Source organism: Nocardia arseniciresistens (assembly GCF_046764875.1).
In the GTDB taxonomy this organism is placed as follows: domain Bacteria; phylum Actinomycetota; class Actinomycetes; order Mycobacteriales; family Mycobacteriaceae; genus Nocardia; species Nocardia arseniciresistens.
This window is the reverse complement of record NZ_JBKORD010000023.1, coordinates 20409-46808: the sequence shown is the minus strand read 5'-3', so window position 1 is coordinate 46808 and position 26400 is coordinate 20409. Positions and strand designations below refer to the sequence as shown.

At 64.6% G+C, this 26400-nt stretch carries 16 protein-coding genes and 1 pseudogene; 7 read left to right on the top strand and 10 right to left on the bottom strand.

Annotated features, from left to right (window positions below; translation table 11 throughout):
• Nucleotides 1-52 precede the first annotated feature (52 nt).
• On the bottom strand, nucleotides 53-853 hold the full coding sequence (locus ACLMAJ_RS33465; RefSeq protein WP_412017896.1) for an enoyl-CoA hydratase/isomerase family protein: 801 nt from the start codon (nucleotides 851-853) through the stop codon (nucleotides 53-55).
• 799 nt (nucleotides 854-1652) lie between these two features.
• Between ACLMAJ_RS33465 and ACLMAJ_RS33460 the strand changes: the two genes are divergently transcribed.
• On the top strand, nucleotides 1653-2234 hold the full coding sequence (locus ACLMAJ_RS33460; RefSeq protein ID WP_412017895.1) for a TetR/AcrR family transcriptional regulator: 582 nt from the start codon (nucleotides 1653-1655) through the stop codon (nucleotides 2232-2234).
• 15 nt (nucleotides 2235-2249) lie between these two features.
• On the opposite strand, the gene ACLMAJ_RS33455 is transcribed toward ACLMAJ_RS33460, so the two are convergent.
• Together ACLMAJ_RS33455 and ACLMAJ_RS33450 are read right to left on the bottom strand one after the other, a co-directional pair.
• Nucleotides 2250-3242 carry an NAD(P)H-quinone oxidoreductase gene (locus ACLMAJ_RS33455; protein ID WP_412017893.1) on the bottom strand — a complete coding sequence of 331 codons (993 nt, stop codon included), beginning with the start codon at nucleotides 3240-3242 and terminating at the stop codon, nucleotides 2250-2252.
• A gap of 566 nt (nucleotides 3243-3808) precedes the next feature.
• On the bottom strand, nucleotides 3809-4471 hold the full coding sequence (locus ACLMAJ_RS33450; protein WP_412017892.1) for a hypothetical protein: 663 nt from the start codon (nucleotides 4469-4471) through the stop codon (nucleotides 3809-3811).
• Between the two features lie 1023 nt (nucleotides 4472-5494).
• Between ACLMAJ_RS33450 and ACLMAJ_RS33445 the strand changes: the two genes are divergently transcribed.
• On the top strand, nucleotides 5495-6517 hold the full coding sequence (locus tag ACLMAJ_RS33445; RefSeq protein WP_412017891.1) for a fused (3R)-hydroxyacyl-ACP dehydratase subunits HadA/HadB: 1023 nt from the start codon (nucleotides 5495-5497) through the stop codon (nucleotides 6515-6517).
• A gap of 236 nt (nucleotides 6518-6753) precedes the next feature.
• On the opposite strand, the gene ACLMAJ_RS33440 is transcribed toward ACLMAJ_RS33445, so the two are convergent.
• From ACLMAJ_RS33440 to ACLMAJ_RS33425, 4 genes are all read right to left on the bottom strand, one after another.
• Complete coding sequence (locus tag ACLMAJ_RS33440; RefSeq protein ID WP_412017890.1) at nucleotides 6754-7986, bottom strand: cytochrome P450 family protein; 1233 nt, start codon at nucleotides 7984-7986, stop codon at nucleotides 6754-6756.
• Between the two features lie 578 nt (nucleotides 7987-8564).
• Nucleotides 8565-9578 (bottom strand): hypothetical protein, encoded by a 1014-nt coding sequence (locus tag ACLMAJ_RS33435; RefSeq protein ID WP_412017889.1) that lies wholly within the window; start codon nucleotides 9576-9578, stop codon nucleotides 8565-8567.
• A gap of 12 nt (nucleotides 9579-9590) precedes the next feature.
• Nucleotides 9591-10910, bottom strand: coding sequence for a Dyp-type peroxidase (locus tag ACLMAJ_RS33430; RefSeq protein WP_412017888.1), 1320 nt, complete (start codon nucleotides 10908-10910; stop codon nucleotides 9591-9593).
• 13 nt (nucleotides 10911-10923) lie between these two features.
• Complete coding sequence (locus ACLMAJ_RS33425) at nucleotides 10924-11484, bottom strand: hypothetical protein (protein WP_412017887.1); 561 nt, start codon at nucleotides 11482-11484, stop codon at nucleotides 10924-10926.
• A gap of 164 nt (nucleotides 11485-11648) precedes the next feature.
• Here ACLMAJ_RS33425 and ACLMAJ_RS33420 point away from each other — a divergent pair, with 164 nt between their 5' ends.
• Together ACLMAJ_RS33420 and ACLMAJ_RS33415 are read left to right on the top strand one after the other, a co-directional pair.
• Nucleotides 11649-12338: a hypothetical protein gene (locus ACLMAJ_RS33420; RefSeq protein WP_412017886.1), complete on the top strand. Its 690-nt coding sequence runs from the start codon at nucleotides 11649-11651 to the stop codon at nucleotides 12336-12338.
• A 20-nt stretch (nucleotides 12339-12358) separates the two neighbouring features.
• Nucleotides 12359-12838 (top strand): hypothetical protein, encoded by a 480-nt coding sequence (locus tag ACLMAJ_RS33415; protein WP_412017885.1) that lies wholly within the window; start codon nucleotides 12359-12361, stop codon nucleotides 12836-12838.
• A gap of 169 nt (nucleotides 12839-13007) precedes the next feature.
• Here ACLMAJ_RS33415 and ACLMAJ_RS33410 read toward each other — a convergent pair whose 3' ends face one another.
• Nucleotides 13008-13547, bottom strand: coding sequence for a hypothetical protein (locus ACLMAJ_RS33410; protein ID WP_412017884.1), 540 nt, complete (start codon nucleotides 13545-13547; stop codon nucleotides 13008-13010).
• 40 nt (nucleotides 13548-13587) lie between these two features.
• On the opposite strand from ACLMAJ_RS33410, the pseudogene ACLMAJ_RS33405 reads away from it, so the two are divergent.
• A pseudogene (locus ACLMAJ_RS33405) lies at nucleotides 13588-14083 on the top strand (ATP-binding protein); the annotation flags it as partial.
• Nucleotides 14084-14204: 121 nt separating this feature from the next.
• On the opposite strand, the gene ACLMAJ_RS33400 reads toward ACLMAJ_RS33405, so the two are convergent.
• Complete coding sequence (locus ACLMAJ_RS33400) at nucleotides 14205-14777, bottom strand: RNA ligase 1 family protein (protein ID WP_412017883.1); 573 nt, start codon at nucleotides 14775-14777, stop codon at nucleotides 14205-14207.
• A gap of 368 nt (nucleotides 14778-15145) precedes the next feature.
• Between ACLMAJ_RS33400 and ACLMAJ_RS33395 the strand changes: the two genes are divergently transcribed.
• Both ACLMAJ_RS33395 and ACLMAJ_RS33390 read left to right on the top strand, forming a co-directional pair.
• On the top strand, nucleotides 15146-15532 hold the full coding sequence (locus tag ACLMAJ_RS33395; protein ID WP_412017882.1) for a MerR family transcriptional regulator: 387 nt from the start codon (nucleotides 15146-15148) through the stop codon (nucleotides 15530-15532).
• A 72-nt stretch (nucleotides 15533-15604) separates the two neighbouring features.
• The gene (locus ACLMAJ_RS33390; protein ID WP_412017881.1) at nucleotides 15605-16465 is read left to right on the top strand and encodes an LLM class F420-dependent oxidoreductase; all 861 of its coding nucleotides are present in this window, start codon (nucleotides 15605-15607) and stop codon (nucleotides 16463-16465) included.
• 222 nt (nucleotides 16466-16687) lie between these two features.
• Here ACLMAJ_RS33390 and ACLMAJ_RS33385 read toward each other — a convergent pair whose 3' ends face one another.
• Entirely contained in the window at nucleotides 16688-26224 is a 9537-nt protein-coding gene (locus ACLMAJ_RS33385; RefSeq protein ID WP_412017880.1) for a non-ribosomal peptide synthetase, read from the bottom strand.
• Nucleotides 26225-26400: the final 176 nt, after the last annotated feature.

The following is a 26400-nucleotide window of genomic DNA, read 5'->3' as shown; positions in this document are numbered from 1 at the left end:
GCATCACCGGATTCTGCGTGGGTGGCGGGTTCGCGCTCGTTGCCTCTACGACTCAGCGGCCCGTGAATGTAATGCCGGGCGAGTCGGCGCCGGTGGCCGGTTGCTCGCCGCGCGCCTGTGCGCCTAGCAGTGCGTCGAGGGCGTTGTGGGAGTCTTCAGTGTCGAACAGCCCGATGGTCAGGTCGAGCATGAGCCTGTCGGCTGCGGCGATGCCGCCCGCCGACCAGGCTTTGAGCACGGATTTGGCTGCGGCGTAGCCGCGGGTGGGGCCGTGCGAGAGTCTCGTGGCCAGCCGTAGCGCGGTGTCATCGAGTTGATCGTCGGGCACGATGTAGTCGGCAACCGCGGGGATCGTGGTGACCGGGGTGGGTTCGCCGAGCATGACCATGCGGCGCGCCGCAGACGGCCCGATCAGGCTGGCCAGGCGTTGGTAGCCACCAGCCAGCGGGAGTTGCCCCCCGCCGACCTCTGCGCACCACATGAGGGTGTTGTCGGCGGCGACGATAAAGTCCGCCGACAGCGCCAGCTCGAGGCCACCCCCGACGGCTTGGCCGCGGACGGCGGCCACAACCGGTATCTCGAGGGCTTCGATCGCGCGGTAGGTGCTGGTGATCTCGGCGACGAAGGTACGAAACCATCTGTAGCTCTTGCCGGCCCATTCGTCCAGAGCTGGGCCGACGGAGAAGTTGGGGCCTTCGGCCTGAATCAGTAGCGCGCGGATGTCGCTGTCACTGGCGTCGTGCACCGCGGCGGCCAGATCGGTGTTGAACTGGACGCTGACATGGTTGTACGGTGCCCTCGTCAGCGTTATGCGTCCGAGGGTGTCAACGAGATCGAAACGGATGACGCTCATGGCGCGCTCCTTTCAGGCCGTATGATCGACGATGCTTCACATGCCAGCAGATTTGTGCCCGATTCGCTACGCTGGCATTTCGCTTTCCGCGGCATGCTTCCGCCAGTACTGGACTTCCTTGAACTAATTGGCATATTCTCCTCGCCTTCTTCGCGGACTCGAAACCAGATTCTCCTTATCGCTCTGCCAGGGATTCGGTTTCGATCCGTGAAGATGTAAGGACCGTTTGGTGTGCGGGTGTTTGGTGTCGGCTCCGGCGCGGCTGTGTGAGCCGAAGCGGTGACTGGAGACGCCGCCGGTGGACGAGGCAACGATCGCCGAACTCAACGCCCAGATCGAGGCCATCCGCACGGCGCTGGACCGCATCCAACAGCAGCTGAACGACCTCGTGCGCCCAGGTGGATGACCCAAGGGACGGTGCCCCGCGCCGGGGACGGTGCGACCGCGGCAGAATACCGCCACAACCTGCGGTTCAGGTCTTGACTGATGGCTGATCCAGAGGAGACTGGATATATACCGGAACACCGAAGAGTGCGCCGCGGTTGAAGGAGACGTCCCGATAACGGCGGTTACATTCCTCAGAGATCCGGCTAAGCCCCCGGCAAGCCAGTCGAACACCGGAGCGGTCAGCGACGACTGAGGTTCAGGGATTCGATGGAGACTACCGGGGACTGTTCTGTGCGCCAGGAGGCTGGGCATTAAAGTTCTGATTGCCAAATTTGACAATGCTTATATTCGTGCGCAAGCGCTGGCGGCAGGGATAGATGTAAGCAATGTCAACACTTGCTAAATTGATCCCATGGCACCGTCGAATACCCCGTACCACCACGGTGATCTCCCCAGCGCGCTGGTGCACGCTGCCATGGAGCTCCTCGAGGAGGACGGGGCGGTAGACCTCTCGCTCCGCGCCGCCGCCCGCCGGGCCGGGGTATCCACCGCCGCACCGTACCGCCACTTCGCCGATCGCGACGCGCTGCTGTCGGCGGTCGCCGCCGTGGGCTACCGCGATCTGGCCGAACAGCTCGTGGCCGCCAGCCCAGCGCCGAGCACGGCCGAGGATCTCGCCGCGATCGCGGTCGCCTATGTTCGGTTCGCGCTGGCCCGGCCCGCGCTGTTCCGGGTGATGTTCTCCGATCCATGCGATCCGACCAGCCCGGAACGCGTGGCCGCCACGACCGCGATCCACGAGTACGTCAGAGCGATTGTGCGGCAGGCGTTTCCCGATGCCGACGAGGAATCCCTCGCGACCGCGATGTGGGCGCTGGTCCACGGCCTGGCGTTCCTCTACCTGCACGGGAAGTTCGGCGCCGAGGCGCTCGAAGATCGTGTCCGCACTACCGTTTTCGCGGTGCTCGAACTCCCGGGCCCCACACCCGCCTGACCGGATCCGGTCGCGTCAGGGTTCGCGAATGGTGAGCAGCACCTTGCCGACGGTCTCACCGGAGTCCAGCAGCGGGTGCGCCTCGGCGACGTCGACGACGGGGACCTCCGCGGAGACAACCGGGGTGACAGCACCTTCGGCGATCAACGGCCACAGCTTCGCCCGCAGTTCGGCGATGATCTCGGCCTTGGAGCCCGGCCCGACTTCGGGGCGACGGCGCAGGTTCGTCACGTGGACCGATGCCCGCTTGAACAGCATCAGGCCGAGGTTCAGTTCGGCGACAGCGCCGTCCTGGAGGCCGATGATGGTGAGGTCGCCCCCTTCGGCGAGCGCCTCCACATTTCGCGGCAGATAGCCGGCTCCCATGATGTCGAGAATGACGTCGGCGCCGCCGTATTCCTCGGTCACCACTCTCACGAAATCGCCGTCGCGGTAATTGATCAGCGTGTTCGCACCGAGTTCCCGGCAGCGATCCAGTTTGAACGACGATCCGGCCGTCACCGCCACCCGAGCACCCAGCGCGCGCCCGACCTGGATCGCGTGCGTGCCGATCCCGCTGCCACCCCCATGGATCAGCAGCGTCTGGCCCGCGCGGAGGCCAGCGGCCATCACGATGTTCGACCACACGGTGGCGGCGGCTTCGGGGAGCGCCGCGGCGGCGGTCAGACTCACCCCGTCGGGAACCGGCAGTAACTGGGTCGCCGGGACGTTGGCGCGCTCGGCGTAGCCACCGCCTGCCAGCAGGGCGCACACCGCGTCACCGGGTCGCCACCCTTCCACCCCCGCGCCGACGGCGGCGATGGTCCCGGAAACCTCGAGGCCGAGGATGTCACTGACACCAGGGGGCGGCGGGTACAAGCCCTGTCGCTGCATGATGTCGGCGCGATTCACGCCCGCGGCGACCACGTCCACCGCCACCTCACCCGGGCCCGGCGCGGGCAGGTCGTCGACCTGCGCCCACTTCATGACCTCCGGACCGCCGTAGCCCTCCAGCGTCACCGCGAACATTTCGTTTCCCTTCGGTCGGCCTCAATGTACACGGTGCTAACATTACTCTGGGGCTGGATCGCGTCAACCTTCGAGACCGGCGTCACCGTCACGGCGGCATCCGCTTCACGCTGCTGGACGCATTGTCGAGATGGAGCCTTGACGGACACTCGTCATGCTTTATGCGAAAGCATTGGCCTCTTTGATGAGGTATTGAGAAAACGTGTCGAGGAATAGCACTCGGATCGACGATTCTCATCTCCAGACCGAGTTGTTCGATGACCGTTCGAATACGATCATGGACATCCTCGGGAACAGCCCACGGCGTAATCGAGTCGTCGAGATGCATTCGCCAATCCACGCTATGAACTGGCACCGTGCGATTCGACACTACCTCCCGTTCCGGACGTGAACGGTTGCGCTGACTGCTGATTCATGAATGTCACCTTTTCGAGATGGCCTTGCGGTCGTACGTGCCGGTCGTATCAATGACGACTGTCAACGACCGTAAAGGTCGAGGCCAAGCAAACCGGTCGGCTCAATCCACTCGCCGACCGGCAGCAACGACGCGCCGACAAACCAGTCGACTACTCGGTGGTGACCAGCGGTGCCGTAGCGCCTGTGGCGGCGCCGATTGCCGCTCCGACAGCCGCTCCGACGGCCGCTCCGACAGCAACGAATGGTGCTGCGACCATCGCGTAACCTATCGCGGCCCCAACTACGGGAACGACGAGCAACCCGATGGGCGCAAACGGGAGTCCGGCGATGAGGCCTGCGACCGCTCCGACGATCGCGCCGGTCGCCGCAATCGGGGATGCGACGGTGCTACCGACACTGGCACCTACTGCGGTACCGATCGCGGCGGAGCCGATTACATCGCTGGCGATTCGGTCAGACCGCGCTGGCTCGATACCTGCCGAATCCAGCGTGCGCGCCAAGCCGGCTTCCGCGTCGGCTGCCGCGTCGTTGATTTGCCCGCCCTGTTCGGTACTCAGCCATTCCGGTCGATCGGTCTGGAAGCTACCGATACGGATCAGGTTTTCCGGCACCTCATTCGGCGCCACGGACTCGGCGATCGCCGTCAGACCCCGCGTCTGAAATGGCTGACGATCGGTCGCTGAGAACGCGCCCCGGTCCGGAATCTGCACCGGCCGTGCGACATCATGCCGACCGACACCGACCAGCACGACACTGTCCCCCGCAAAGGCGTCGACGCACCGGACGCCGGTGGAGTGGATCGCTCCGAACACCGTTGGGTTGTCGACCGAGGCTACCGGGCGGGCAGCTGTCGCCGAATCATGCTGCGCCGACAAAGAGATGACCGGCGGCCGCGGATCAGCAGGGACGGGGACGCTGCCGGCTACGAACGCGGCAGCGGGTACTGCACCAGCGATCACAAGCGACGTCAAGTTCCGGTAGAAAAGCCCGACCTGAACTGTGGACGGAAGGGTAATCATCGGGGTTTCGCTCCAATCTTCGTGCCGAAGTGGTTGTGGAATTCTCACGCCGACATCAGCGGTCCAACGAATTCGGAGTGTGCGACGCCGCGAACATGACATTGCACCAACTGCTGATGTATTTACAGCAACGGCGGTCGATGCGGCTACAGCAACTGTGCGCGTTTTGCAGGCCGTTCGCGCCGCATCGGTAGATATTCGTTGCGCGGGATCTGCCGGATTGGTCGACGGTCAACAATGTCGTGAGGGCGCGGGCTGTCTCGAAGACAACGGCAGCCGAACGTGTCGATAACATTCATGACGTGAGACCTGTGACGTCAGCCCAATCGCCACAGCGACTCGAGCGAGAAGCATCTGTCTCCGCCCAAATCGCCGAATGACGGTGCCAGTCACTGAAATCCGTGATTCGGGTCGCAACGCTGCCTATCATTTCCCGCATGACTGGGAGCGCGCGCGTTCGGGCGGCACAAACCCTACTGAGATATGCCCGGACACCACGGAGTATCGAACCTCGCTGGTCGGCAGGCCGCGCAAGCCTGCATGCAGGCGTTCAGCCTGACCGGACTCGTCGGAAATCGGGTAACACAGCTTCAGCGCGGGCGCGTACTCACGGTTTCCTCCACCCGAGTCGTACTTACAGTTGCGCCAATTCGGAGCGCGACCACGCGGTGATGGCGGATTCGTTTCGCAGGATCACGAAGAGTTCGGGGGTGTGGACCGGATGGAGTACCTGACCGGGGGCGCGGATTACTTCCGTACCAGGTATATCGATGTCGTGCGGTTTCTCCTCGCCGAACAAGCCCAGTAGGCCTCGTCATGACACAGAGCCCGTGCGGCGACCGGCTCGCCGGGATAACACATGCGCTGACAGGTCGGGCGCATCTGCTACCCGGCGGCCCTTACGACGTCGGTCGAGAAAAAATCCGCGAGTTTGCTAACGCTGTCCAGGCGAAACATCCAGCCCATTACCGCGAGCAAGCCGCCGCAGCGCTGGGACACGACAAGCTGATCGCCCCGATCACCTTCACCGCAATCCTGAGTGCCGTTGCGCAACAGCATATCTTCGGGGACCTGCTGCCGGGCTACGACGTCACTCAGGTGCTGCATACCGAGCAGTACATCCTCTCGCACCGCCCGATTCGGTCCGGTGATCGACTGAACTGCCTGATCAGCCTGCGATCATTCCGTCGAAGTCATGGCCAGGACAAGTTCGTGTTCAGCACCGATGTCATCGATTGCGGCGAAAGACTCGTGCAAACCATCCGAACCGCTGCGGTAGCTCGCTCCGACGGCATCGTCGATGAGAAGCTCGTTCGGGCAGCGAAACGGCTGATAAGGCAAGACGCGCCAGGAGCCCGTGCCCCGATGGTCGAGGTGACCGGATTGCCCCTACCGGCTATGCCGTTCACTCCACGCCCGACCCTCGAGTTCGACGATGTCTCAGTCGGAGACGACATAGGTGCTGCGTCCGTGAGGCTGTCGCGCGGCGATCTGGTCAACTTCGCCGGTGTCTCCGGTGACGTGAACCCGATCCACTGGAATAGCCGCGTCGCGGTCCTGGCCGGTCTGGACAACGTGGTAGCGCACGGTTTGCTGACCATGAGCCTGAGCGCTGGATACATCGCATCCTGGGCCGGGGATCCCGGCGCGGTCCGCGAACACGGCGTCCGTTTCATCAGCCCCGTCTTCGTTGATGCGAACGACGGAGGCGACGTAAAGTTGACGGGTAGCGTCAGGGCGCTCGATCCGATAACCAAGGTGGCTTCGATCGCGCTCGACGCCACGTCCAGGGGGCGGAAGCTCTTCGGCCGCGCCACTGCCACGGTTCAATTAGGTTAGGCCTTCCATCGCCGACTCGCCTGGCCGCCGGCCTCCCCGATCCGCAAGCGCGGCGGGGCAGCGGGGAATGACACGCAGGACCCTGGCGTGTCATCCCCGAAACTCCTGCCACACATGCACTCGCGAAGACAGCGTCGGCTTCGGTCGCAACATCTCGTAGCAGTCTGCGCCGCCGACCGAATCGTGGCCGCCGGGTTTGTGCGCCGCGGGAGGAGTGGTCGTGCGCAGTGAAACTGCTACAGCGTGTTCGGCAAGTCGGGCAGTGGTGTGAGGCGGACGGGGAGCGCGCTCAGGCCACGGACCAGCAGGCTCTTTCGCCAGCTCAGCTTCCCGAACTCGGTGTTCAGCGACATCGTCGGAAACCTGTCCAACAGCTGCGTGAGTGCGATGGTGGCCTCCATCTTGGCCAGCGCCGCGCCGAGGCAGTAGTGGATACCGTGCCCGAAGGCAACGTGCTTGTTGTCGCCGCGATCGAGGGCTATGCGGTCCGGTTCGGCGAAGCGCTGCGGGTCACGGTTGGCGGCCGCGACGGAGATCATGATGAACTCGCCGGCGTCGATGTCTTGGTTACCCAGGACAATCGGGGCTGTCGTGAAGCGAGCCGTGGCCAGGTGCACGGGGCCTCGAGTCCGCAGGACTTCCTCTATGTAGGCGCGTATCGCACTGGTGTCGCCGCGGAGCTGCTCGGCGATTTCCGGGTCGCGCAGGAGCCCGAGCACCGCGTTGCCGATCAGGTTGACGGTGGTCTCGTGCCCGGCCGCCAATAGCAGGAACAGCATGGAGATCAGCTCCTGGTGCTCGAGCCGGTCATCATGATCCTTCGCGGCAATAAGCTCCGAGAGGAGGTCCTCGCGAGGATTGGCGGTGCGCTCGGGGATCAAGTCGTTCAGGTAGGTGAAGAAGCTCATACCGGCGCTGGTGCGCTCCTCGATGGGCGCCGATTCGTTGACGACAATGGCTGTCCAGGAACGGAATTCGTCCATATCGTCATCGGGCACCCCCAACAACTCACAGATCACAGCGATAGATAAGGGAAACGCGTAGCTATCGAGCAAGTCGACGGTGTTCCGGGTGCTCATGTCATCGAGCAGGGTGTCCGCGATCGCGGCAATCCGCGGCCCGAGATCGCGGACCGCGCGACTGGCGAACGCCTTGGAGACAAGGCGACGCAGCCGAGTGTGCTGGGGCGGATCGGCGAAGAGCATGTTGTTGTTGATCGCCCCGTGGAACATCTCGGCCGCACCGTTCTTGGCAAGGATGGCCTGGCCCTGAGGTGATCCGATGTTCTTGCTGATGTTCGGTTCGGCGAAGGCATGTTTCGCGACATCGTGATCGACGATCAGCCAGCCGACTACCCCCTCCACCCGGACTCGATGGATGGGACCGTGCTCGCGCAATACGCGGTACGCAGCATGCGGGTCCTGATAGAAGTCGTCGGTCAGCTCGAGAACCTCGTATGCGGCAGTCACATGCCACCGCCGGTCATTGATCCGCGATCGGCCGAGCGTGCGTTCATATAGCGCATTTGCCCTCAATCCTTTCGACGTTCGACTAGTTCTGGCTTAGGCCCGGCGGAAGCTCGAGACGCGTTCGGCAGCGGTGCGGCTTGTCCAGCTCGACTCACCACAGTCCGGTCTCGTGGCGCGCAACTCTGGTAAGCAACTCGCCAGCTCCGCATCAAAGTGCTGGGTCGAGCGGTTTCGTTGAGGAAGCCAGCAGCGCATGGAAAGTGGACAGGTCACAGCGAACCGGTAACCGAACGCTGACGCCCGCGAATCCGGGGCATCTTCGCACAGATACCTCTCATCGAAGGGCAGTTCCGCGACGTGTCGAACCATCGGCATGAGCGAGCTCGATGATGCCCGAAGTTGCACGCACGCCGAGAACTACATTGCCCACCAGCACAAGCTGTGCATCTCGTGCGACGGTCGTGTATTCGTCGAGCGCCGAAATCGGGAGCGGGTCACAGTGCGACGCCGACCACCGACGGTCAGCTGATGTCATGTGGCGGTCCGCTGGCGGGTCCGCGAGTTCTATGGCTGTGACATCAGCTCATGGTGGCGAAGTTGTGCCAGAGGTTCTCGAGACTCTCGGTGCCGCCGAACAGCGTGGTGAAGTTGGTGGAGTCGATCAGTACGATGTCGCCTGCACGGGGACCGGTGGGTGGCATCCAGATCAGCGCGTTGAACTCCGTGCCACCGGTAGCGGTAAAGGGGTGGGGCCGTTCAGGGTCGACGCGCTGGCGACCGAGGACTCGAAGCGAGTCGCTCTCCGGCGCGGTGAGCTCGTAGTGCGGCAAGTGGGGATGGAAGTTGAATGTGGTGACGTTGTCCAGCAGCCGGGGCGCGTCCAGATCTCGGAACCTGGTCAGGGGCGCGATTTCATCGGTGCCGTCGACGACTGCGGGGCGCAGACCCCACTTGTTGTGCACCGGCACGTCGAGCGCCTTCATCAACGAGCGCGTGTACTGGCCGAATCGCTGCTGACGGGGTACCAGTGGGTCGCCGTGATGCTCGTATTCGATTTGTCGCTGCGTGTAATCGTCGGTGAAGCCGACGTCGTGGTGCGGCGCTAGCAGCAGGCAGGTGCCTTCGCGTTGCAGCCACTCCCGGACCGCGGCGCACTCTTCGGGTGCGGCCTCCTGCTCGGACAGAACATGGTCGAGCCCGAACACCATGAGCGTGTCGGTGTCTGCCAGGATCCGCTCGTCGATCGGCAATGTGTAGCCGGCCTGGTCGATGCGCTGGAACACCGCGACAGGATGCCCGGTCGCCGCACCGGCCAGTTGCTGAAACGCCAGCGTCGAGCGATGGAACAGCTCCAACGTGCCCGCGATACCTTGCAGGAAATGCGCCGCGTCGTACTCGAGGGTTTCGTAACTCGGCCACGCCACGTTGCGGACTTCGGTCATCGTGGAGAAGCGGTTGTACATTTCGGCGGGATCGCGTTGGGCCTCCCACGGATAACTCCACGTCCAATAGATGCTTATCCGCCGCCTCCCGTCGTGCTTGCGCGGGATGTGATCCTGGTTGTAGGTGCGTGCCCGCGCCAGGGTGCTCATGGCTGTCACCTCTCAACTGTCGAGCGTGGCCAGATATCGCAGTGCGCGGATACCCGGTAGGAAGAAGTACGCGCCACCCTCGAGCGTGGTGAATGCCGGTAGCCCCACGAGCACCTTGCGGATGGGTCGCTTGGGGATCGTGAACTCCAGGGTGCCGTCCTGGGTGCCACAGATGGGATCGTGTTCATTGCCGAGTTCGTGGAATGTCTTGTCGTTGATCCAGACGTTTTGGGCGAACTCGAACTGGCGGACCAGGCTGGCGCAGATGATGAACGCGGCAATGCCTCGATCCACCCCATCATCGGGGGCGTCATCGGGCAGCGCCGGCCCATAGGTGGCACCGCGGCGAATCATCCTGCGGCGTTGCATATTTGGTGCCGTATCGCGCGGGTTGAGTCGCCGCACGTGGGAGCCGAGCGGTACCGCATAGCCGTGCGGGTCCATCTGTTTATAGTTGAAGTCGTTGTTCCGCATGGGATCTGCGCCCAGCTGTGGATCATCGCGGTCAGGGGTCAGCGCCAAGGGAGCGCCGCTCGGCCAGCGGCCCATGAGCTTCGCGGCGAGTAGCTCCTGACCGTCCGACGTGTCGGCGTGCTCGCGCAGATAGTCCCGAAACGCACCGACGTGTTCTCGCAGTCGCCGGTAGGCCATGAAGCTGCCGTTGCGGGACAACACCTCTGGCTGCGGCAATCGGTGGGGTGGGCCCTCTTCGTCCGGATAACCCAGGATGAATTCACCGGGTTTCAGTGGTGCGCCCGACCCGGGCGTCGGTTCTTCACCGGATCCCTCGATCACCGGTTGGGACAACCGGTCTCGGAACCCGAAATGGTCATGGGCATAGTCGAATGGCGGCGTCGCGTTCAGGTCCAAGAACGACAGCACGCGCACGCCGGGGCAGCGGGCCACCAGCTTGTTGTGCTCGGCGGTGCACCGCTGGTGTTCGGCATCGGTGCGGGCGAACAGGATCGCGATCGCGTGCAGGTCGTCACCGGCCAGCCCGCCCACCCAGCTATCGGGGTGATTGGCACCCGTATCGCCCAGGATGGCGGCTCGGGCGGCCATGCCTTCACGGAACTCGTCGGGGAAGGTGGAAAGCGCTTCCTCCGACACCCCGAGCGCCCGCAGCCCGCGCCAGGTGAAGGCCAGCGTAACCCAGCGCTCGGAGCTGTCCATCGTGGCTCGCACGTCCGCGGCCGACTGAACCCGGTCCAGCAGCTCGGTCAACCAGGCCCGGCCCCCGGCGGGATCGTCGAAGGACAGGAACTCATAGCGGCCGGTCATTGCCGGTGTGCGGGTCAGCAGGATGTGCTGAATATCGTCGAGTTCGAGCATCGGCCCGGACGATCTACTGCATCTGATCGAGCATGCCGGAGAACGCCGCCTTGAGCCGCAGCGCCTTCTTGATCTCGTCGGCGGTGACGTAAGGGTACTCGCCGTATTCGAGGAAGCTCGAAAACTGGTGTGCTCGAACGAATTCGACGAATGCCTCCGGGTTTTCTTTCCAATCCTCCGGGAATCCCTCGAGGTTGGTGAAAACGGTGGTGATACCGGTCTGGCTGAAGAGCGCGACGGCGTCCTCGGTGTACTTGTCGAAATCGGTGTCGAAGATGCCTTGATACTGGAAATGCAGTCCCGAGCCGACGTCGAACAATACCCACCGCAGGTAATGCAACCGCAGTGGTGCCAACACATCTGGACTACCCGCTACCGCATCTTCGATCTGCTTGCCGTATGCGCGAATCGCCTCTTCTCGGCCCGGTTTCACCTTTGCGATGATCGAGAACCCGTAGCAGGCAGGCGTCCGTGGATAAACCGGGCCGTACCGACCCCGCTCCAGCTCGAAATACCCCTCCTTCGGGATGGCCATCGCCGCCGGTTTGCTCCAGTCCTTATCGGTCGCTGGCATGACGTCACCTACCCTCCGCCGCAGTTCGCCGGACATCAATCATGGTAAGCACCCGGACAGCATCCTCGCAAAGATTCAGCTATCTACCGATAGCTGCACTCCGAGTTAATTTCGGGAAATGCCGAATCCCGGCCCGTTGCGCCCCGATTTGACAGGATGACCCCATGCCATCACTGCCGCGAACCCACGAGCCGCCGCCGACTCTGCGCCATTTGTCGACGCCGCGTTCCGCCGCACTGGCCGGAATCGCCTTCGCCGTATTGTTCGGTACCACGCTGACCCTGATCCGCATTGAAATGCCTGTGGGCCTGGAGGATTCAACTCGATGGCTGAAGAGCGAGCACAGCTCGATCACGATGGCAACAATGCTGATGCCCTTCGCCGGAATCAGCTTCCTATGGTTCATCGGCGTCGTACGCGACGGATTCGGACGCTACGAAGACCGATTCTTCTCATCCGTATTCCTCGGCAGCGGGCTGCTGTTTCTAGCGATGATGTTCGTCTCTACCGCCTTGACCGCAGGGTTGGTGGCAAGCAACACCGACGTTACCGACCCGGCCGCCCACGCCGAGGTGGTCGAGTTCGGCAAGAATGTCTTGGTTTCGGTGAGCCAGACGTACGCGCTTCGCATGGCCGCCGTATTCATGATTTCGCTCGCGACAATTTGGCTGAAGACCAGGCTGATGCCTCGTTGGCTCGCCGTCCTCAGCTATTTACTGGCTCTGGCCCTGCTCATCGTCAGCGAGATGAGCAAGTGGGTGGAGTTGGTATTCCCCGCCTGGGTGCTCGTGGTCAGCGGCCTGATCCTGGCACGCTCCGGACTCATCGAACAACTACGCACACATCGCGATTGATGCTGTGTCACAGTACCCTCATGGACGAGCCATCTCCCCACTGTTCGCCCAATCTGGAAATGCTTTACCAGTGCGTGGCGGACAGACGCCTGCAATACGAAAACCTGCTCTGGCAGGTGCCGACAGTCAGTCTGACCGCCCAGGCCTTCTTGTTCAGTATCGCGCTGGCAGAGGGCAATGCGCCCGTCGCGAAGATCGCGTCGTCGTTACTTGCACTGATCGTGTCGATCATCTCGATTATGTTGATGGCGAGCCACCGCCTCGCCGAACGGAAAGATGCGAAGTGGCTGGAACGCTTCGAACAGCAAGAGCTCCACGCGGGGGCCTGGGGCGCAAATGGCGCGGTATTCGAGGCGCATCAAGATATCGCGGACCTGGGCGTCGGCCGGATGGGAAACCTGCTACTGCTCAGGCAGATGTTCAAGGTATGGGTCGTCGGACTCGGGTGTTTCGGTGTAACTGCCATCTTCATGATTCTGCGGACACTGGTTGCTCTCTGAAGGGGCGATCCGGTACGAATCGGCGCCACGGGCTGCCCGCCGATCGTGTTGCCGAGGTGTCCACCGCCACTGCTGCGCTGTCGTCGCTTATCCCTAGTGGAATGAAGCAAGGCCCTCTCAGATTCGCTCTGGATGGCTCCGCAGTCTCAGGGCAGCACCAGACACCGTTCTAGTCAGGTTCGCGCCCAAGCGTGCGCTGACGATCTCGCCCTACGACACGGTCACGTTCCCGAACGACCTCACGCTCACGATCGTCGTTAGCCGATGCTGCGTCCCCCGGCTGAATCCATGCCGCCTGAATCGCGCGCATGTCCCTCTCGGGGATGCCCGCCCGTACTGCGCGAGCGCGTTGCGCCACCTGCCGCTCCCGATGCTCGCGGATCTTCTCTTCACGCTCGATGGTCACGGCGAGAGATTCCACACCGCGCGTCACGTCGGCCCACATGGCTTCAGCCTTCTCGGCCAGCATCGCAACCATCTCGTCAGCCTGGTCCCTACTCAGATCAAGACCCAGGTTGTCGACCATCGCTACCGCACGCGCGTGCTCCGCCTGCAACACTGCCGCGACGCCTTTCGTCAACTTCCCGCGAGACTCACGCAGCTCGTCGACCTCAAGGGCTATCCCTTTGTGCCGAGCCTCCGCGATCTTCCGAGCTTGCTCCGCGAGACCGGCGCGTATCTGCGCGTTCTTCTTGTCGATCTCTCGCATGTCGAGACTCTGGACCAGAGCCTTGTCCCGCTCGCGCTGGCCGTTGTGCCTGATCGGCGACTCGGGACGGGCAAGAGCCACCTGCTGATCGCGTTGGGCACCGAGGCCGCGATGCGCGGCTACCGCGTGAAATACACCCTCGCAACGAAACTGGTCAACGAACTGGATCGAGGCGGCCGATGAGAAGATGCTGTCCAAGACCATCGCCCGCTACGGCCGAGTGGATTTGCTCTGCATCGACGAGCTCGGATACATGGAACTCGACCGGCGCGGCGCTACTGTTCCAGGTTCTCACCGAGCGCGAGGAAAAGAACTCGGTGGCGATAGCCTCCAACGAGGCGTTCTCGGGCTGGTCGAAGAAATTCAGCGAGCCGCGGCTGTGCGCGGCGATCGTGGACAGACTCACCTTCGGCGGGAAGATCATCGAAACCGGCTGCGACAGCTACCGATTGACCCATACAGTCCTCAACCAGACAACCTCAGCCCCCGCGCCAGCGCCTGCCGAGAAGGAACCGATGCTCGAATTCCAGCCCTGACCAGTGCTCTATCGGTGAAATCCGACATCACCGCCCTCGGGTGACGGGCTTCTGCCGCCAATCCGTCGCAGGTTGTCGGCTGTCACTGGTCGAGGCTCGTCGTCCTTGCGCCTTGTCGATGTCAACGCGGGAAGTCGCGGGCCTTCAGCTTGGCCATGCGGCCATCGGAGTTGTGCCACACGATGCCCTCCCACGGGTGGGCGTGAAGCCAGGCGGCGAGCCCGTCGAAGTCACGCGGCACATCCAGCCCGAGGATCGCCCCGCCGTGCGGGACAAGGACGTGGCGCTGCTGGTGCTCAGGGTTGCCGTTGACGCGCGGGCCGACCAGCTCATAAGTGCCAGGCTCCCAGGATTCTCCGTTGTCGAGCGCCTCGACAAGAAACTTGGCGAAGCTGGACTGCTCGGCCGGTTCCCAACCCACGGTCTTGCCGGTCTCCCCGTCGGTGGCCAGAGCGATGAAGCCGGGCGGCTGAGTCTTGCCCGGCTTGATCTCGCGTCGTGCCCACCAGCGGTCGCCGTCATAGCGGACACAGGTTCCGTCGAACTTCCGGGTAGCGACACCTTCACCGGCGAAAACCCAGAGGCACTCAGGGTTCTTCTCCCGCCTCACGTACTTCGGATTGCCGTCCCAGTCCCGGACGAAAAGGGTAGGGATCTTCTCCATCAGCTTTCTCTCTTTCAGCAGCTCCCGCATGAACGGTACGGAACAGCCGACCACAAGGGCTATCGGGTTTCCGCAGCCGTTGCCCCTCCGACGCGGTCACCGCTGTCAGTTCCTACAGTCACCGCACCCGACGACACTCTCTACAGAGTGTCGGCCGCCCCTGCCGACAACGGCCGGGCGGTGTCAGATTTCACCGATAGAACTCACCCGAGCAGCGTCCAAGTGATGCCCAAATTGACCGATAAGCGGTGTCAGATTTCACCTCTACGGCCAGCTCGCCGGGCGCGCGGCGGATCGCTGGCCGCCGAGATAGGTGGTAATCGGATCCTCGTCCGGTGTTGCCTTGACGTTGATGACAAGGTTTAGCGTTGTGGAACCTGTCGAGCGAGGAGGGTTGCATGCTGATCGGGGAGCTTGCCGATCGCGCCGAGACGAGCGCGCGTACGTTGCGGTATTACGAGCAGCGCGGACTGGTTCGATCGCGGCGGTCGACCAATGGCTACCGCGTGTACGACGAGGACGAGTTGCAGATCGTCCGGAAGATTCGTGCCTTGGTGGCGCTCGGGTTCGATCTTGCCGATACTCAGCCGTTCGTCACCTGCCTGCGCGCCGGCAATCTGTCCGGCGACGAGTGCCCGGATTCAGTCGACACTTTGCGGCACAAACTCACCGAGGTCGACGAAGCCATCGACAAGCTCGCCACGGTCCGACAGCGGCTGCACGATCAACTCACCGACGCGACCTCGGAACCGCCGCCTACGCCCCGGTGCGAATTCACCTACTAGCTCGACGCGGGGCCGGTCTTCATTCGAACACATCAGACCGTTGCGCCTGCCCGGCGTCTATCGAGGAATGCCATGAAGTTTGCGATCAGTTACAGCACGCCGTTCAACGGCACCGATCCCGACCGGCTCGTCGCGTTCGCCGAGCACGCTGAGAGCTGCGGTTTCGAGGCGTTGTATGTACAGGACCACATCGCACTGTATCCCGGTGCGACATATGGAGCTGGCGAACTGCCCCCGACACTGCCCTATTTCGACCCGCTCGACTGTTTGAGCTTCGTCGCAGCGGTTACGCATCGGATCCTGCTCGGCACCGGCGTTCTGCTGCTGCCGTACCGGCATCCTGTTGTACTGGCCAAGCGGCTGGCTACCGTGGATGTCCTGTCCAAGGGACGGATGCGGTTGCTCACCGTCGGGCTCGGCGCGCTGCCGGGCGAGGCGCACGCGATGGGCGTGGACTTCGGCACCCGCGGTCGCCGCGCTGACGAGGCGATCGACGTCCTACGTCTGCTGTGGTCGGGCGGCCCCGAAGGAGTCGGTTACCACGGTGAGTTCTTCGACTTCGACAACCTGTGCAGCTTCCCGAAACCGTATGGCGTCACCGAGTTGCCGATCCATATCGGGGGATCGAGTCGAGCGGCGGCCAGACGCGTCGGGCAGCGCGGCGACGGATATTTCGCCGGTGGCATGCTGGCCGAAAACGAGCGTGATCTGCAAATGGAATTGGCGCGCAAGACAGCCGTGGAAGCCGGCCGCGATCCCGGCGCCCTGGAGTACACGCGTTGGGGGTCGATCGATATATCCGCCGAGCAACTCCAGGAATTCACCGACCACGGCGTGGCACGTGTCGTCGTCAACCTCACCACCGCCGACCCCGGCCGGCAACACGATCAGATGTCCGAATTCGCCGAACGATTCGGATGCACTTCGGAATAGCGGGTACGTGGGTTGGACAGGGCATGCTGTCGCCCAACGCAACTGGGGTGCGACAGCCGTTGGCCGGCCACACAGCGCGCCGCACCCGCAGGCGAACCAAAAGATCCCGGAGCTCTGTTCGAAAGAGCTCCGGGATCCGAGGGAGTGGACCTTATGTGAAGTTACTCGAACCAGGTCCCCGCACTTCAACGCTCGAGCGGCTCCGCGGGCGAGCGGCCCGGATCACGAGGTCGCCTCGACCTCGCTGAGCTGCTCCCTCATTGGAGCTGGGAAGAATCCGACCTCGATGAAGTAATCGAAGTAACGTGCCAGGATCGTCGCATCGACCGCTGGCAGGGTCAATTCGACCTCGCCGCTGCGCAATTCGACCTCGCCGCCAGCCAACTCGACCTCGCCAGCCAACTCGACCTCGCCAGCCAACTCGACCTCGCCTTCGGTCAACTCGACCTCGCCGCCGGTCAGGTCTACCTGCTCGTCGGCATGATCGGACTCGCCACCGTCCCCGGCCAAATTGATAATGAGGGCTGCTGCCCGGACCAGGGCATCGTCTCCGTTGGCGATCGCGTTTTCGGCGGCATCGGAGACCGCTTGGACGAAGTGCTTCGGCTCGGCGACGGCCATGGGATAGCCGCGCCGCTGTGCCTCCGCCGCGAAGGCCGACCACACCCCGTCACTCGATCCGGCCAGGTAGTGAAGGTTGCTCTGCGGGTTCGGATCGCGCGAGAACCGGACGAGTTCGGCGGCGACGTAATCGACCGGTGCCATCGGCTGTTCGATGTCACGGAAGGCCGGCCACACTCCCAGAACCAGCATGGCTCTGAGCATCGTCGTCGCAGCGTCTTCGACCGGGGCCGCGCCGGTGCGGGAATCGCCGGTGATCAGGCCGACCCGATAGATCGTGGCGGGGATGTCGCGGCCGATGCCGGCCCACACCAGCTGTTCGGCGACCCATTTGCTGAGTCCGTAACCCTCCATCCCGTCCGGTACACCGTCGTCCTGCGGAGTGCCGTTCAGCACGGATACCGTGGACGAATAGTGGACAGGTTTGACTCTGGTGGTGCTCGCCAACCTCAGGACCTCGGTCGTGCCACCGACATTCGCCGCCCGCATCCGAGCGTATGGCTCGAGATGGTTGACCTGGGCGCCGTTGTGGTAGATCACGTCGATCCGCTCCGCCAAGTCGGCGAACTGTGCCGGTTCGAGGCCGAGCAGTGGGCGGGCCAGGTCGCCGGTGACAGCGACGATCCGGCTGCGATCGGCGTCCAGATCGACCCGATACTTTCGCGCGACGGCGTCGATACGGGCTAGCGCGGCAACGTCATCGGCCGCGCGGACCAGGCAGTAAATGGTGGCCGTCGTCCGTTCGAGCAACTCACGCAGCAGGAAGACGCCAAGGAAACCGGTGGCGCCGGTGAGCAGGATCGATTCCGGTTCTCCCGGACGCGGCGCGGCGCACCCGGCAACGCTGATGGAGGCATCGAGCACGGCGTCGGCGGCGGGGTCGGAACCGTCGGAAACCTCGATGCCGTCGTGCAACGCTGTGGCCAGCGCGTCAACGCTGGAGTGTCCGAACAGCAGTCGCACCGACACTGCCCGGCCGAGTTCGGCGGTGAGCGCCGCGCAGGCGCGGATACCCGAGAGCGAATTACCGCCCAAGGCGAAGAAATCGTCGTCCAGGCCGACCTGCTCGACGCCGAGCACGGCGGCGAAGACCTTGGCGATGGCCTGCCCCTCCGCGGTGGCGGGGGCACGGTATTCCCGCGCGACGATACGCGGAGCCGGCAGCGCCGCCCGGTCGAGTTTGCCATTGGCATTGACCGGGATCGCGTCCAGCACCACAAACGCCGACGGCACCATATAGGTCGGCAACTGCTGCGCTGACACCGATCTCACGTCATCGATCGCAATCTCGGCACCGGGCACGGCCACCAGATAGGCGACCAGCTGATCGCCCAGACGCTCGTCAGCACGCACCACCACTACTGCCTGCGCCACCGATTCGGCGGCACCGAGCGCGGACTCGATCTCCCCCAACTCGATACGCAGACCACGCAGCTTCACCTGGAAATCGGTACGACCCAGGTATTCCAGCTCACCGGCGGCTGTCCAACGCACCAGGTCACCGGTCCGGTACATGCGCTCACCACTGGCGAACGGATCGGCGACGAACCGATCCGCAGTCAGATCCGCGCGTCCAACGTACCCGCGCGCCAACTGCGCACCGGCCAGATACAGCTCACCGACCACACCTACCGGCACCGGACGCAGCCGCGAATCGAGTGCGTACACCCGCGTACCGGATACCGGACGACCGATCGGCACCATGCCGGTCGCGTCGGCGTCGACGGGTGCGTAGGTGGCGTGGACGGTGGCTTCGGTAGGGCCGTACAGGTTGTGCAAGGCGGCCTGGCTGATCCGGCGGATCGCGGTGACCGTGGTCGCGGTCAACGCCTCACCCGCTATCAGCAGTGCCCGCAGCGAGGTCAGCGCGTCCGCGTCGGCGCTACTCGCGAAGACAGTCAGCATGGACGGCACGAACGAGGTCATCGTGACTCGCTCGGCCGCGATGATGTCGGCCAGGTAGTGCGGATCGCGATGTCCGTCCGGCGCGGCAATCACGAGGCGGCCACCACTCACCAGCGAGCTGAACAGCTCCCACACCGACACGTCGAAGGTAGCGGGGGTCTTGAACAACACCACATCATCGGCACCGATGCCGTATTCGCTGGTGATCCAACGGATTTGATTCACTACCGCGGTGTGCGGCACGGCCACACCCTTCGGGCGGCCGGTCGAACCCGAGGTGAAGATGACATACGCCGCGTTCGAAGATCGCAACGGCGCAATTCGATCCGCATCAGCCACCGGTGCAACCGAATATCCGGACAAGTCGAGCGCATCCAGCTCGACAAGCTGATATCCGCCGTCTACCGATGCGGACACATCGGCGACATCGGCAGCGGTAGTCAGTACGCAGACCGGGTTCGCCGTCGCCAGTACATACGCCGTGCGTTCGGCCGGATGGTCCGGATCCAGCGGCACATAGCCACCACCTGCCACGGTAACGGCGTACATACCGATCACCAGGTCCAGTGATCGCCGCATACCAAGCGCAACCAGCCTGTCCGGCCCAACACCCAGCGAAATCAGATGCCGCGCAAGACGATTGGCCCGAGCCGCGAATTCGGCGTAGGACAGGGACTCGCCCTCGAACGTCACCGCGACGGCGTCCGGCGTCCGCTCCACCCGTGCCTGGAACAGCGCCGCCAGGGTCGCTGCCGAATCCGCCGGGGATTCGGCACCGGTGCCCGAGCGCAGCAAACCGGCCCGCTCGACTGGGTCCAGCAGTTCGATATCGCCGACGGCGGCGGCCGGATCGGCGGCTACCGCCGCCAACACCCGGCCGAACCGATCGGCGAGTGCCTCGACGGTCCTCGCGTCGAACACGTCGGTCGCATAGTTGAGGCCGATGGACAGCTCACCAAGGGTTCGGTCCGCGTGCACACCGGGCGCGACGTCGATACTCAGGTCGAACTTCGCCGATACCGCACCGTGGTCCACCCCTGCGATAGTCAGCCCAGGTAGCTCGAGGCGTGCGGCCTCGATGTTCTGGAATGTCAACAGCACCTGGAACAACGGATTCTGGTCCAGTCCCCGGCCGGGCACGATCTCGTCGAGGACGCGTTCGAACGGGATGTCGGCGTTGTCCAAGGCGGCCACGTCGGTCTCGCGGATCTGATCGACCAGCGCGTCGAAACCGCTCGCGCCGTCCACCTCGGCGCGCAATGTCAGTGTGTTGACGAACATTCCCACCAGATCGTCCAGCGCGCGTTCGCCGCGGCCGGCGACCGGTGTCCCGATCGCGACGTCGGTGCGGCCGCACATCCGGGCCAGCAGCACGGCGACCGCCGCGTGCACCACCATGAAGAGTGTCGCATTCCGTTCGCGCGCAATACGATCCAGCGCTCGGTGCACGTTCTCGGGCACCGTGAGCATGGTCACCGCGCCACGCATGGACGGCGTGGGCGGATGCGGGCGATCCTGCGGCAGCCCCGGCAGGGCGGACAACCCGGCCAAGTGACCGCGCCAGAATTCCAATTGGCTTGCGGCAAGAGAGTTTTCGTCGGTGTCGTCACCGAGCACCCGGCGCTGCCACAGCGCGTAGTCGGCATACTGGATTTCCAGCGGCGCCCAGGAGGGTGTACTGGCGGTGCTGCGCGCGAAGTAGGCCGTCATGAGATCCCGCGCCAACGGCGCCACCGAGGAGCCGTCGCCGGCGATGTGGTGAATCACCATCGCGAGCAGATGCTCCCGGTCACTGGACGACTCGGCAGCCGCACTGGTGAACAGCACCGCACGCACCGGAACCTGCTGTGTCACATCAAATCCGGTGGACATGAAGGCAGTGGCGTCGGCCAGCGGGTCGGCAGTCGACCGAACCTCGAGCCCGCCCGGCAGCGCCTCGTCGGCCGAAAGAATCTGCTGATAGGGCAGGCCGGTGGAACCGTCGGCCGGGTACCTGGTGCGCAGCGACTCATGCCGTTGCAGCACGTCGTCGACGGCCGCACGCAGGGCATGCGCATCCAATGTGCCGGTGAGCCGGAGCGCAAGCGGGATGTTGTACGCGGGCGATTCGGGATCGAGCTGATTCAGTGTCCACATCCGCTGCTGGGCCAGCGACAGCGGCAACTGGTCGGGCCGCGCGAGCGCGACCAGCTTCGGCCGCACCGACCCGACGGCTCCGGGTCCGACCCGCTCCGCCAGCGCGACGACGGTGGGTGCCTCGAAAAGGACTCGCACCGCGAGGCTCCCCTCGATGGCCTCACCGATGCGCGCCGCCGCGCGGGCGGCCAGCAGTGAGTTGCCGCCGAGGGCGAAGAAGTCATCATCCAGACCCACCCGCTCGACACCGAGCAGATCCGCGAACACACCGGCAACGATCTCCTGCTCCGGCGTCACCGGCGCACGGAACTCACGTACCTCGAACACCGGCGCCGGCAGCGCCTTTCGATCCAGCTTGCCGGAGGTATTGAGCGGGAACGCCGCCAACACCACCAACGCCGACGGCACCATGTACGACGGCAATCGACGCCCCAACGCCGCCTGCACCGCCTCTACATCAACCTCATCCGCGCCGACCACATAACCGACCAGCTGATCACCGGCCACCGTCGCCACGACCTGCACCACCGCCTGCCGCACCTGCGAGCACGCCAGCAACGCAGCCTCGATCTCGCCCAGCTCGATCCGCTGGCCACGGAACTTCACCTGGAAGTCGGTGCGGCCGATGTACTCCAGCACACCCGAAGCGTGCCAACGCACCAGATCACCGGTCCGATACATCCGCTCACCATCCGCACCGTACGGATTGGCCACGAACCGATCGGCCGTCAAATCCAGCCGCCCCTGATAACCGCGCGCCAACTGCACCCCCGCCAGATACAACTCCCCACGCACCCCCACCGGCACCGGCTGCAACCCCGCGTCCAGCACATACGCCCGAGAATTCCACACCGGAGGACCGATCGGCACCGAACCCGACGCAACCTCACCCACCCGCGACAAGCTCGCGGTGATGGTGAATTCGGTGGGACCGTACGAGTTGTACACAGCCGCGTCCGACACCTGTCGGAAAGCGCTGACCGTAGCCGGCGGCAACACCTCACCGCCAACGAAAACCGTACGCAGCGAACGGCACTCGGCGGGCGAGGCGACAGTAGTGAAAACCGACAGCAGCGACGGCACGAACGAGGTCACAGTGACCGCGTACCGTTCGATGACCTCGGCCAGATACTTCGGATCGCGATGGCCGTCGTGGGTGGCGATGATCGCGCGCGCGCCGACCATCAGGGGGACGAACAGCTCCCGAACCGACGGGTCGAAAGTGAACGGAGTCTTGTGCAGCAGGACGTCGTTCTCATCCAGACCGAGTTCGCCGATCATCCAGCTCATCTGGTTGACCAGCGCGGCATTACTGACAGCTACACCCTTCGGCCTGCCGGTGGAACCGGAGGTATACAGGACATAGGCGGTATTGTCCGCACGCAGCACCCCACGTCGCTCGCCTGCCGCCACCGGCGCACTGGAATGCGCCGCCAGGTCCAGCTCGTCGACATACAGCACCGGCAACACTCCGGCGACGTCACCCGAAACGACCTCGTCACGACGGGTGGTCAACACACATGCCGGCCGTGCACTGGCCAGCACATAGTCGATCCGCTCGGCAGGATAATCCGGATCGACCGGCACATAACCGCCACCGGCGGCCAGCACCGCATAGACCGCCACCAGCATGTCGACCGAACGACGAATACCGACCGCCACCAGAATCTCGGGGCCGACACCGATATCGATGAGTTCGCGCGCCAGCCGGTGCACCCGCGCGGCGAACTCGGCGTATGTCAGCTGCTCCAGCGCCGCGCCGTTGCCCGGATCGAACACCAGCGCAACAGCATCCGGCCGCGCCTGCGCCTGCGCCTCGAACCGGTCCAGCACACTCACCACGTCCGGCACCGCATGAGCAGTCCGGTTCCACTCCCCCAGTACCGCCGCCCGCTCGGCATCATCGAGCAGATCGATTTCACGCACCCGTCGTTGCGGATCCTCCGCGATCAACTCGAGCACCCGCAAATAACGGTCAGCGAACCCGGCCACCGTCGCCGCATCGAACAGATCTGTGGCGTAGGAGAATTCGGCCATCGCGCCGACCGCACCCGGCTCGTCGCCGGTGGCCGTGGCCTCACTGATGGTCAGCGACAGGTCGAATTTCTCGGTGACGTTCTCGAGTTCGACGCCGGAGACCCGCAGCCCCGGCAGTTCGAACGTGCCCTCCGGCAGGTTCTGGAACGACAACATCACCTGGAACAACGGGTTCCGGCTCATGGAGCGCTCCGGAGCGAGCAGGTCGACCAGGCGCTCGAAGGGAATGTCGCTGTGCGCGAACGCCTGCAGATCGGTGTCGCGAGTGGCGGCGAGCAACTCGGCGATGGTGAGTTCGCCGCGCACGTGCGAGCGCAGCACCAGCGTGTTGACGAACATGCCGACCAGATCGTCCAGCGCGGCCTCACCACGCCCGGCGACCGGAGTACCGATCGCGATGTCATCGGTACCCGACAACCGCGCCAACAACACCGCCAGCGCACTGTGCATGACCATGAACAACGAGCCCTGCTGCTCCCGGGCAACCTCCTGCAGCCGCTGGTGCAGATTCCTCCCGATCGGGAACACCAGGTGACCACCCGCGAACGATTGGGTAGTCGAGCGCGGCCGGTCGAACGGCAGGGGCAGCTCGTCGGGCACCCCATCCAAGGCCGCACGCCAGTACTGGGCCTGCGCCGAAATCAGGCTCTGTGCATCATCTTCCGAGCCGAGCACGCTGCGCTGCCAGATGCTGAAGTCGGCGTATTGGACCGGCAACGGCGCCCATACGGGGGCCTCCCCGGCGGCGCGCGCGACGTAGGCGGCCATCAGGTCGCGGGTCAGCGGGCGCAGCGACCAACCGTCGCCCGCGATGTGGTGCACCACGCATACCAGCACGTGTTCGGTGTCGCTGATCCGCAATGCGCGCAACCGCAGCGGTGGCCTCGTGGTCACGTCGAATGCCGCGGCAAAGGTCTCGACGACCAGCGCGCGGATCTGCTCGATGTCCGCCGCCACCACTGGAAGGTCCGGCACCGCCCGCGGATCGTCGGCGGCGAGCACCACCTGGTAGCCCTCGCCGTCGAGTGCGGGATAGATGGTGCGCAGCACTTCGTGCCGCTCGACCAGATCACGCACCGCGGCGCGCAATGCGTCCAGATCCAGATGACCGGACAGTCGAACCGCCATCGGGATGTTGTCCACCACGCTGTCGGGGTCGAACCGGTTCAGGAACCACATGCGCTGCTGGGCGTACGACAGCGGGATACGCTCGGGCCGCGGCATCGGTTGCAGCTGCTGGACCGCTTCACCTGCTGCCATCGCGGCGTGGCGCTCCAGCTGTGCGGCCAGTTCGGCCACGGTGCTCGCCTCGAATACCAGGTGCAGCGGTATCCGGGTGCCGAGCGCGGCGCCGAGACGAGCGGCGACCTGGGTGGCCAGCAGCGAGTTGCCGCCGAGTTCGAAGAAGTCGTCGTCGGCGCCGACCGGCACGTCCTCGTCCGGCCGCAGCACAGCCGCGAAGACCTCGGCCACGATTTCCTCGGCCCGGCTGGACGGCGCCCGGAACTCCCGCGCCGTGAATACGGGTTCCGGCAGCCGGGCCCGGTCCAGTTTGCCGACCGGGGTGAGCGGAATCTCGTCGAGCACCGTGATCGATGCCGGAACCATATAGGCGGGCAACGATTTCGAGAGAAACTCCGCCAGCCCGGACGGCTCGAGGGTGACGCCGGGGCGCGCCAGCACATACGACACCAGCGCAGTCGTGCCCGAGGGCAGAGCCTGTCCCAGGGTGACCGCGAAGCTGACGTCCGGATGCGCGGACAGGGCGCTGTCGATCTCGCCGAGTTCGATCCGCAGACCACGGATCTTCACCTGGAAATCCGAACGGCCCAGGTATTCCAGAGCACCGTCCTCGGTGCGGCGCACCAGATCGCCGGTGCGGTACATCCGTACACCGGACAGGCCGAGCTCGGCCGCGAGCGGGTTGGCCACGAAACGCTCGCCGGTCAGCCCGGGGCGCCCCAGATACCCTTGTGCCAGACCCGATCCCGCCAGATACAGCTCGCCTGCCACTCCTTGCGGCACCATCCGCAGCCGCGAATCCAGGATGAGTGGACGGGCTCCTTCGGTGACCCGGCCGAGGGTGACGGGCGCGCCCGCCGTCATCGGCCCGGTCGTGGCGATCACCGTCGTCTCGGTCGGGCCATAAGCGTTGAACACCGCCCGATCGGCCGTGGTCCACCGGTCCACCAACGCGGGGGCCAGGGTGTCACCGGCGCAGATCACGGTCCGCAGATCGGCGTAGTCGTCCAGCGGCACCGATTCCAGCGCACCGGGCGTAATCGTCAGATGGGTGATGCGCTCCTGCTTCAGCAATGCCGCCAATTCCTCGCCACCGAAGACTGTCGGGGGCACGACCACCAGCGTGGCACCGGCCACGAAGGTGTGCAGGAACTCCAGGATCGAGAAATCGAAACTGGGCGAGCTGAGGTGGGTCACACGGGAGCCGGCCGTAATGCCGTACTGGGCGCTGGCCACCCTCGCGATACCGTCGCTGGTGACTACCACCGCTTTCGGCCGACCGGTAGAGCCCGAGGTGTAGATGATGTAGGCCGGATGCTGCACGGTCGATGTCCGAATGCGATCGCCGTACCAGAACGGGTGCGTCGGCCGGGCAGCCACCTGTTGCACCACCACCGGATCGTCCAATTCCAGCCACTCGGTGCCCTCGCCCAACCCCGACCGGTGCGCCGACGTGGTGAGCCCGAGCACGGCCTTGGAATCAGCCAGCATGAAGTCGATCCGGTCCCGCGGATAGACCGGATCCACGGGCACGAACGCGGCACCGGTCCGGGCGACCGCCCAGACGGCGAGCACCGACTCGATGCTGCGAGCGATCGCGATCGCGACGATATCGCCGGGGCCGATGCCGCGATCGATCAGCTCGCGCGCCAGCTGTGCCGAGCGCTCGTCGAGCTGCCGGTAGGTGAGTTCGCGGTCCTGAAATCGAACCGCTACATGCTCCGCGGCCGTTTTCGCCGCTGCGGTCAGCAGGTCGCCGAAGAGCGGAACCACCGACCCACGACGACGACCGGAGCGCCCGTCACGACGCACGTTCATTGCACATCCTCACTCTCCGGACGCACCCATCCGAATATCGGAGCGGGGCCGCCACGCCATTCGCGCCGACCGCAGCGGCACCGCAGGTCGATCTCGCACCACGGGTTGTAGCCCGGTTTCGTTTCGTTCGGCCGCCTGGACGGCAGATGTGCTGCTGGCCGCAGCCCTCGCGACCC

Bases quoted from the DNA above. Each gene is read 5' to 3' on its own strand.
- ACLMAJ_RS33390 (WP_412017881.1), top strand. From the start codon at position 15,605: ATGAAGTTTGCGATCAGTTACAGCACGCCGTTCAACGGCACCGATCCC.
- ACLMAJ_RS33400 (WP_412017883.1), bottom strand. From the start codon at position 14,777: ATGCGGGAGCTGCTGAAAGAGAGAAAGCTGATGGAGAAGATCCCTACC.
- ACLMAJ_RS33435 (WP_412017889.1), bottom strand. From the start codon at position 9,578: ATGAGCACCCTGGCGCGGGCACGCACCTACAACCAGGATCACATCCCG.
- ACLMAJ_RS33415 (WP_412017885.1), top strand. From the start codon at position 12,359: ATGGACGAGCCATCTCCCCACTGTTCGCCCAATCTGGAAATGCTTTAC.
- ACLMAJ_RS33430 (WP_412017888.1), bottom strand. From the start codon at position 10,910: ATGCTCGAACTCGACGATATTCAGCACATCCTGCTGACCCGCACACCG.
- ACLMAJ_RS33395 (WP_412017882.1), top strand. From the start codon at position 15,146: ATGCTGATCGGGGAGCTTGCCGATCGCGCCGAGACGAGCGCGCGTACG.
- ACLMAJ_RS33385 (WP_412017880.1), bottom strand. From the start codon at position 26,224: ATGAACGTGCGTCGTGACGGGCGCTCCGGTCGTCGTCGTGGGTCGGTG.
- ACLMAJ_RS33460 (WP_412017895.1), top strand. From the start codon at position 1,653: ATGGCACCGTCGAATACCCCGTACCACCACGGTGATCTCCCCAGCGCG.
- ACLMAJ_RS33410 (WP_412017884.1), bottom strand. From the start codon at position 13,547: ATGCGAGAGATCGACAAGAAGAACGCGCAGATACGCGCCGGTCTCGCG.
- ACLMAJ_RS33445 (WP_412017891.1), top strand. From the start codon at position 5,495: ATGACACAGAGCCCGTGCGGCGACCGGCTCGCCGGGATAACACATGCG.
- ACLMAJ_RS33465 (WP_412017896.1), bottom strand. From the start codon at position 853: ATGAGCGTCATCCGTTTCGATCTCGTTGACACCCTCGGACGCATAACG.
- ACLMAJ_RS33455 (WP_412017893.1), bottom strand. From the start codon at position 3,242: ATGTTCGCGGTGACGCTGGAGGGCTACGGCGGTCCGGAGGTCATGAAG.
- ACLMAJ_RS33420 (WP_412017886.1), top strand. From the start codon at position 11,649: ATGCCATCACTGCCGCGAACCCACGAGCCGCCGCCGACTCTGCGCCAT.
- ACLMAJ_RS33425 (WP_412017887.1), bottom strand. From the start codon at position 11,484: ATGCCAGCGACCGATAAGGACTGGAGCAAACCGGCGGCGATGGCCATC.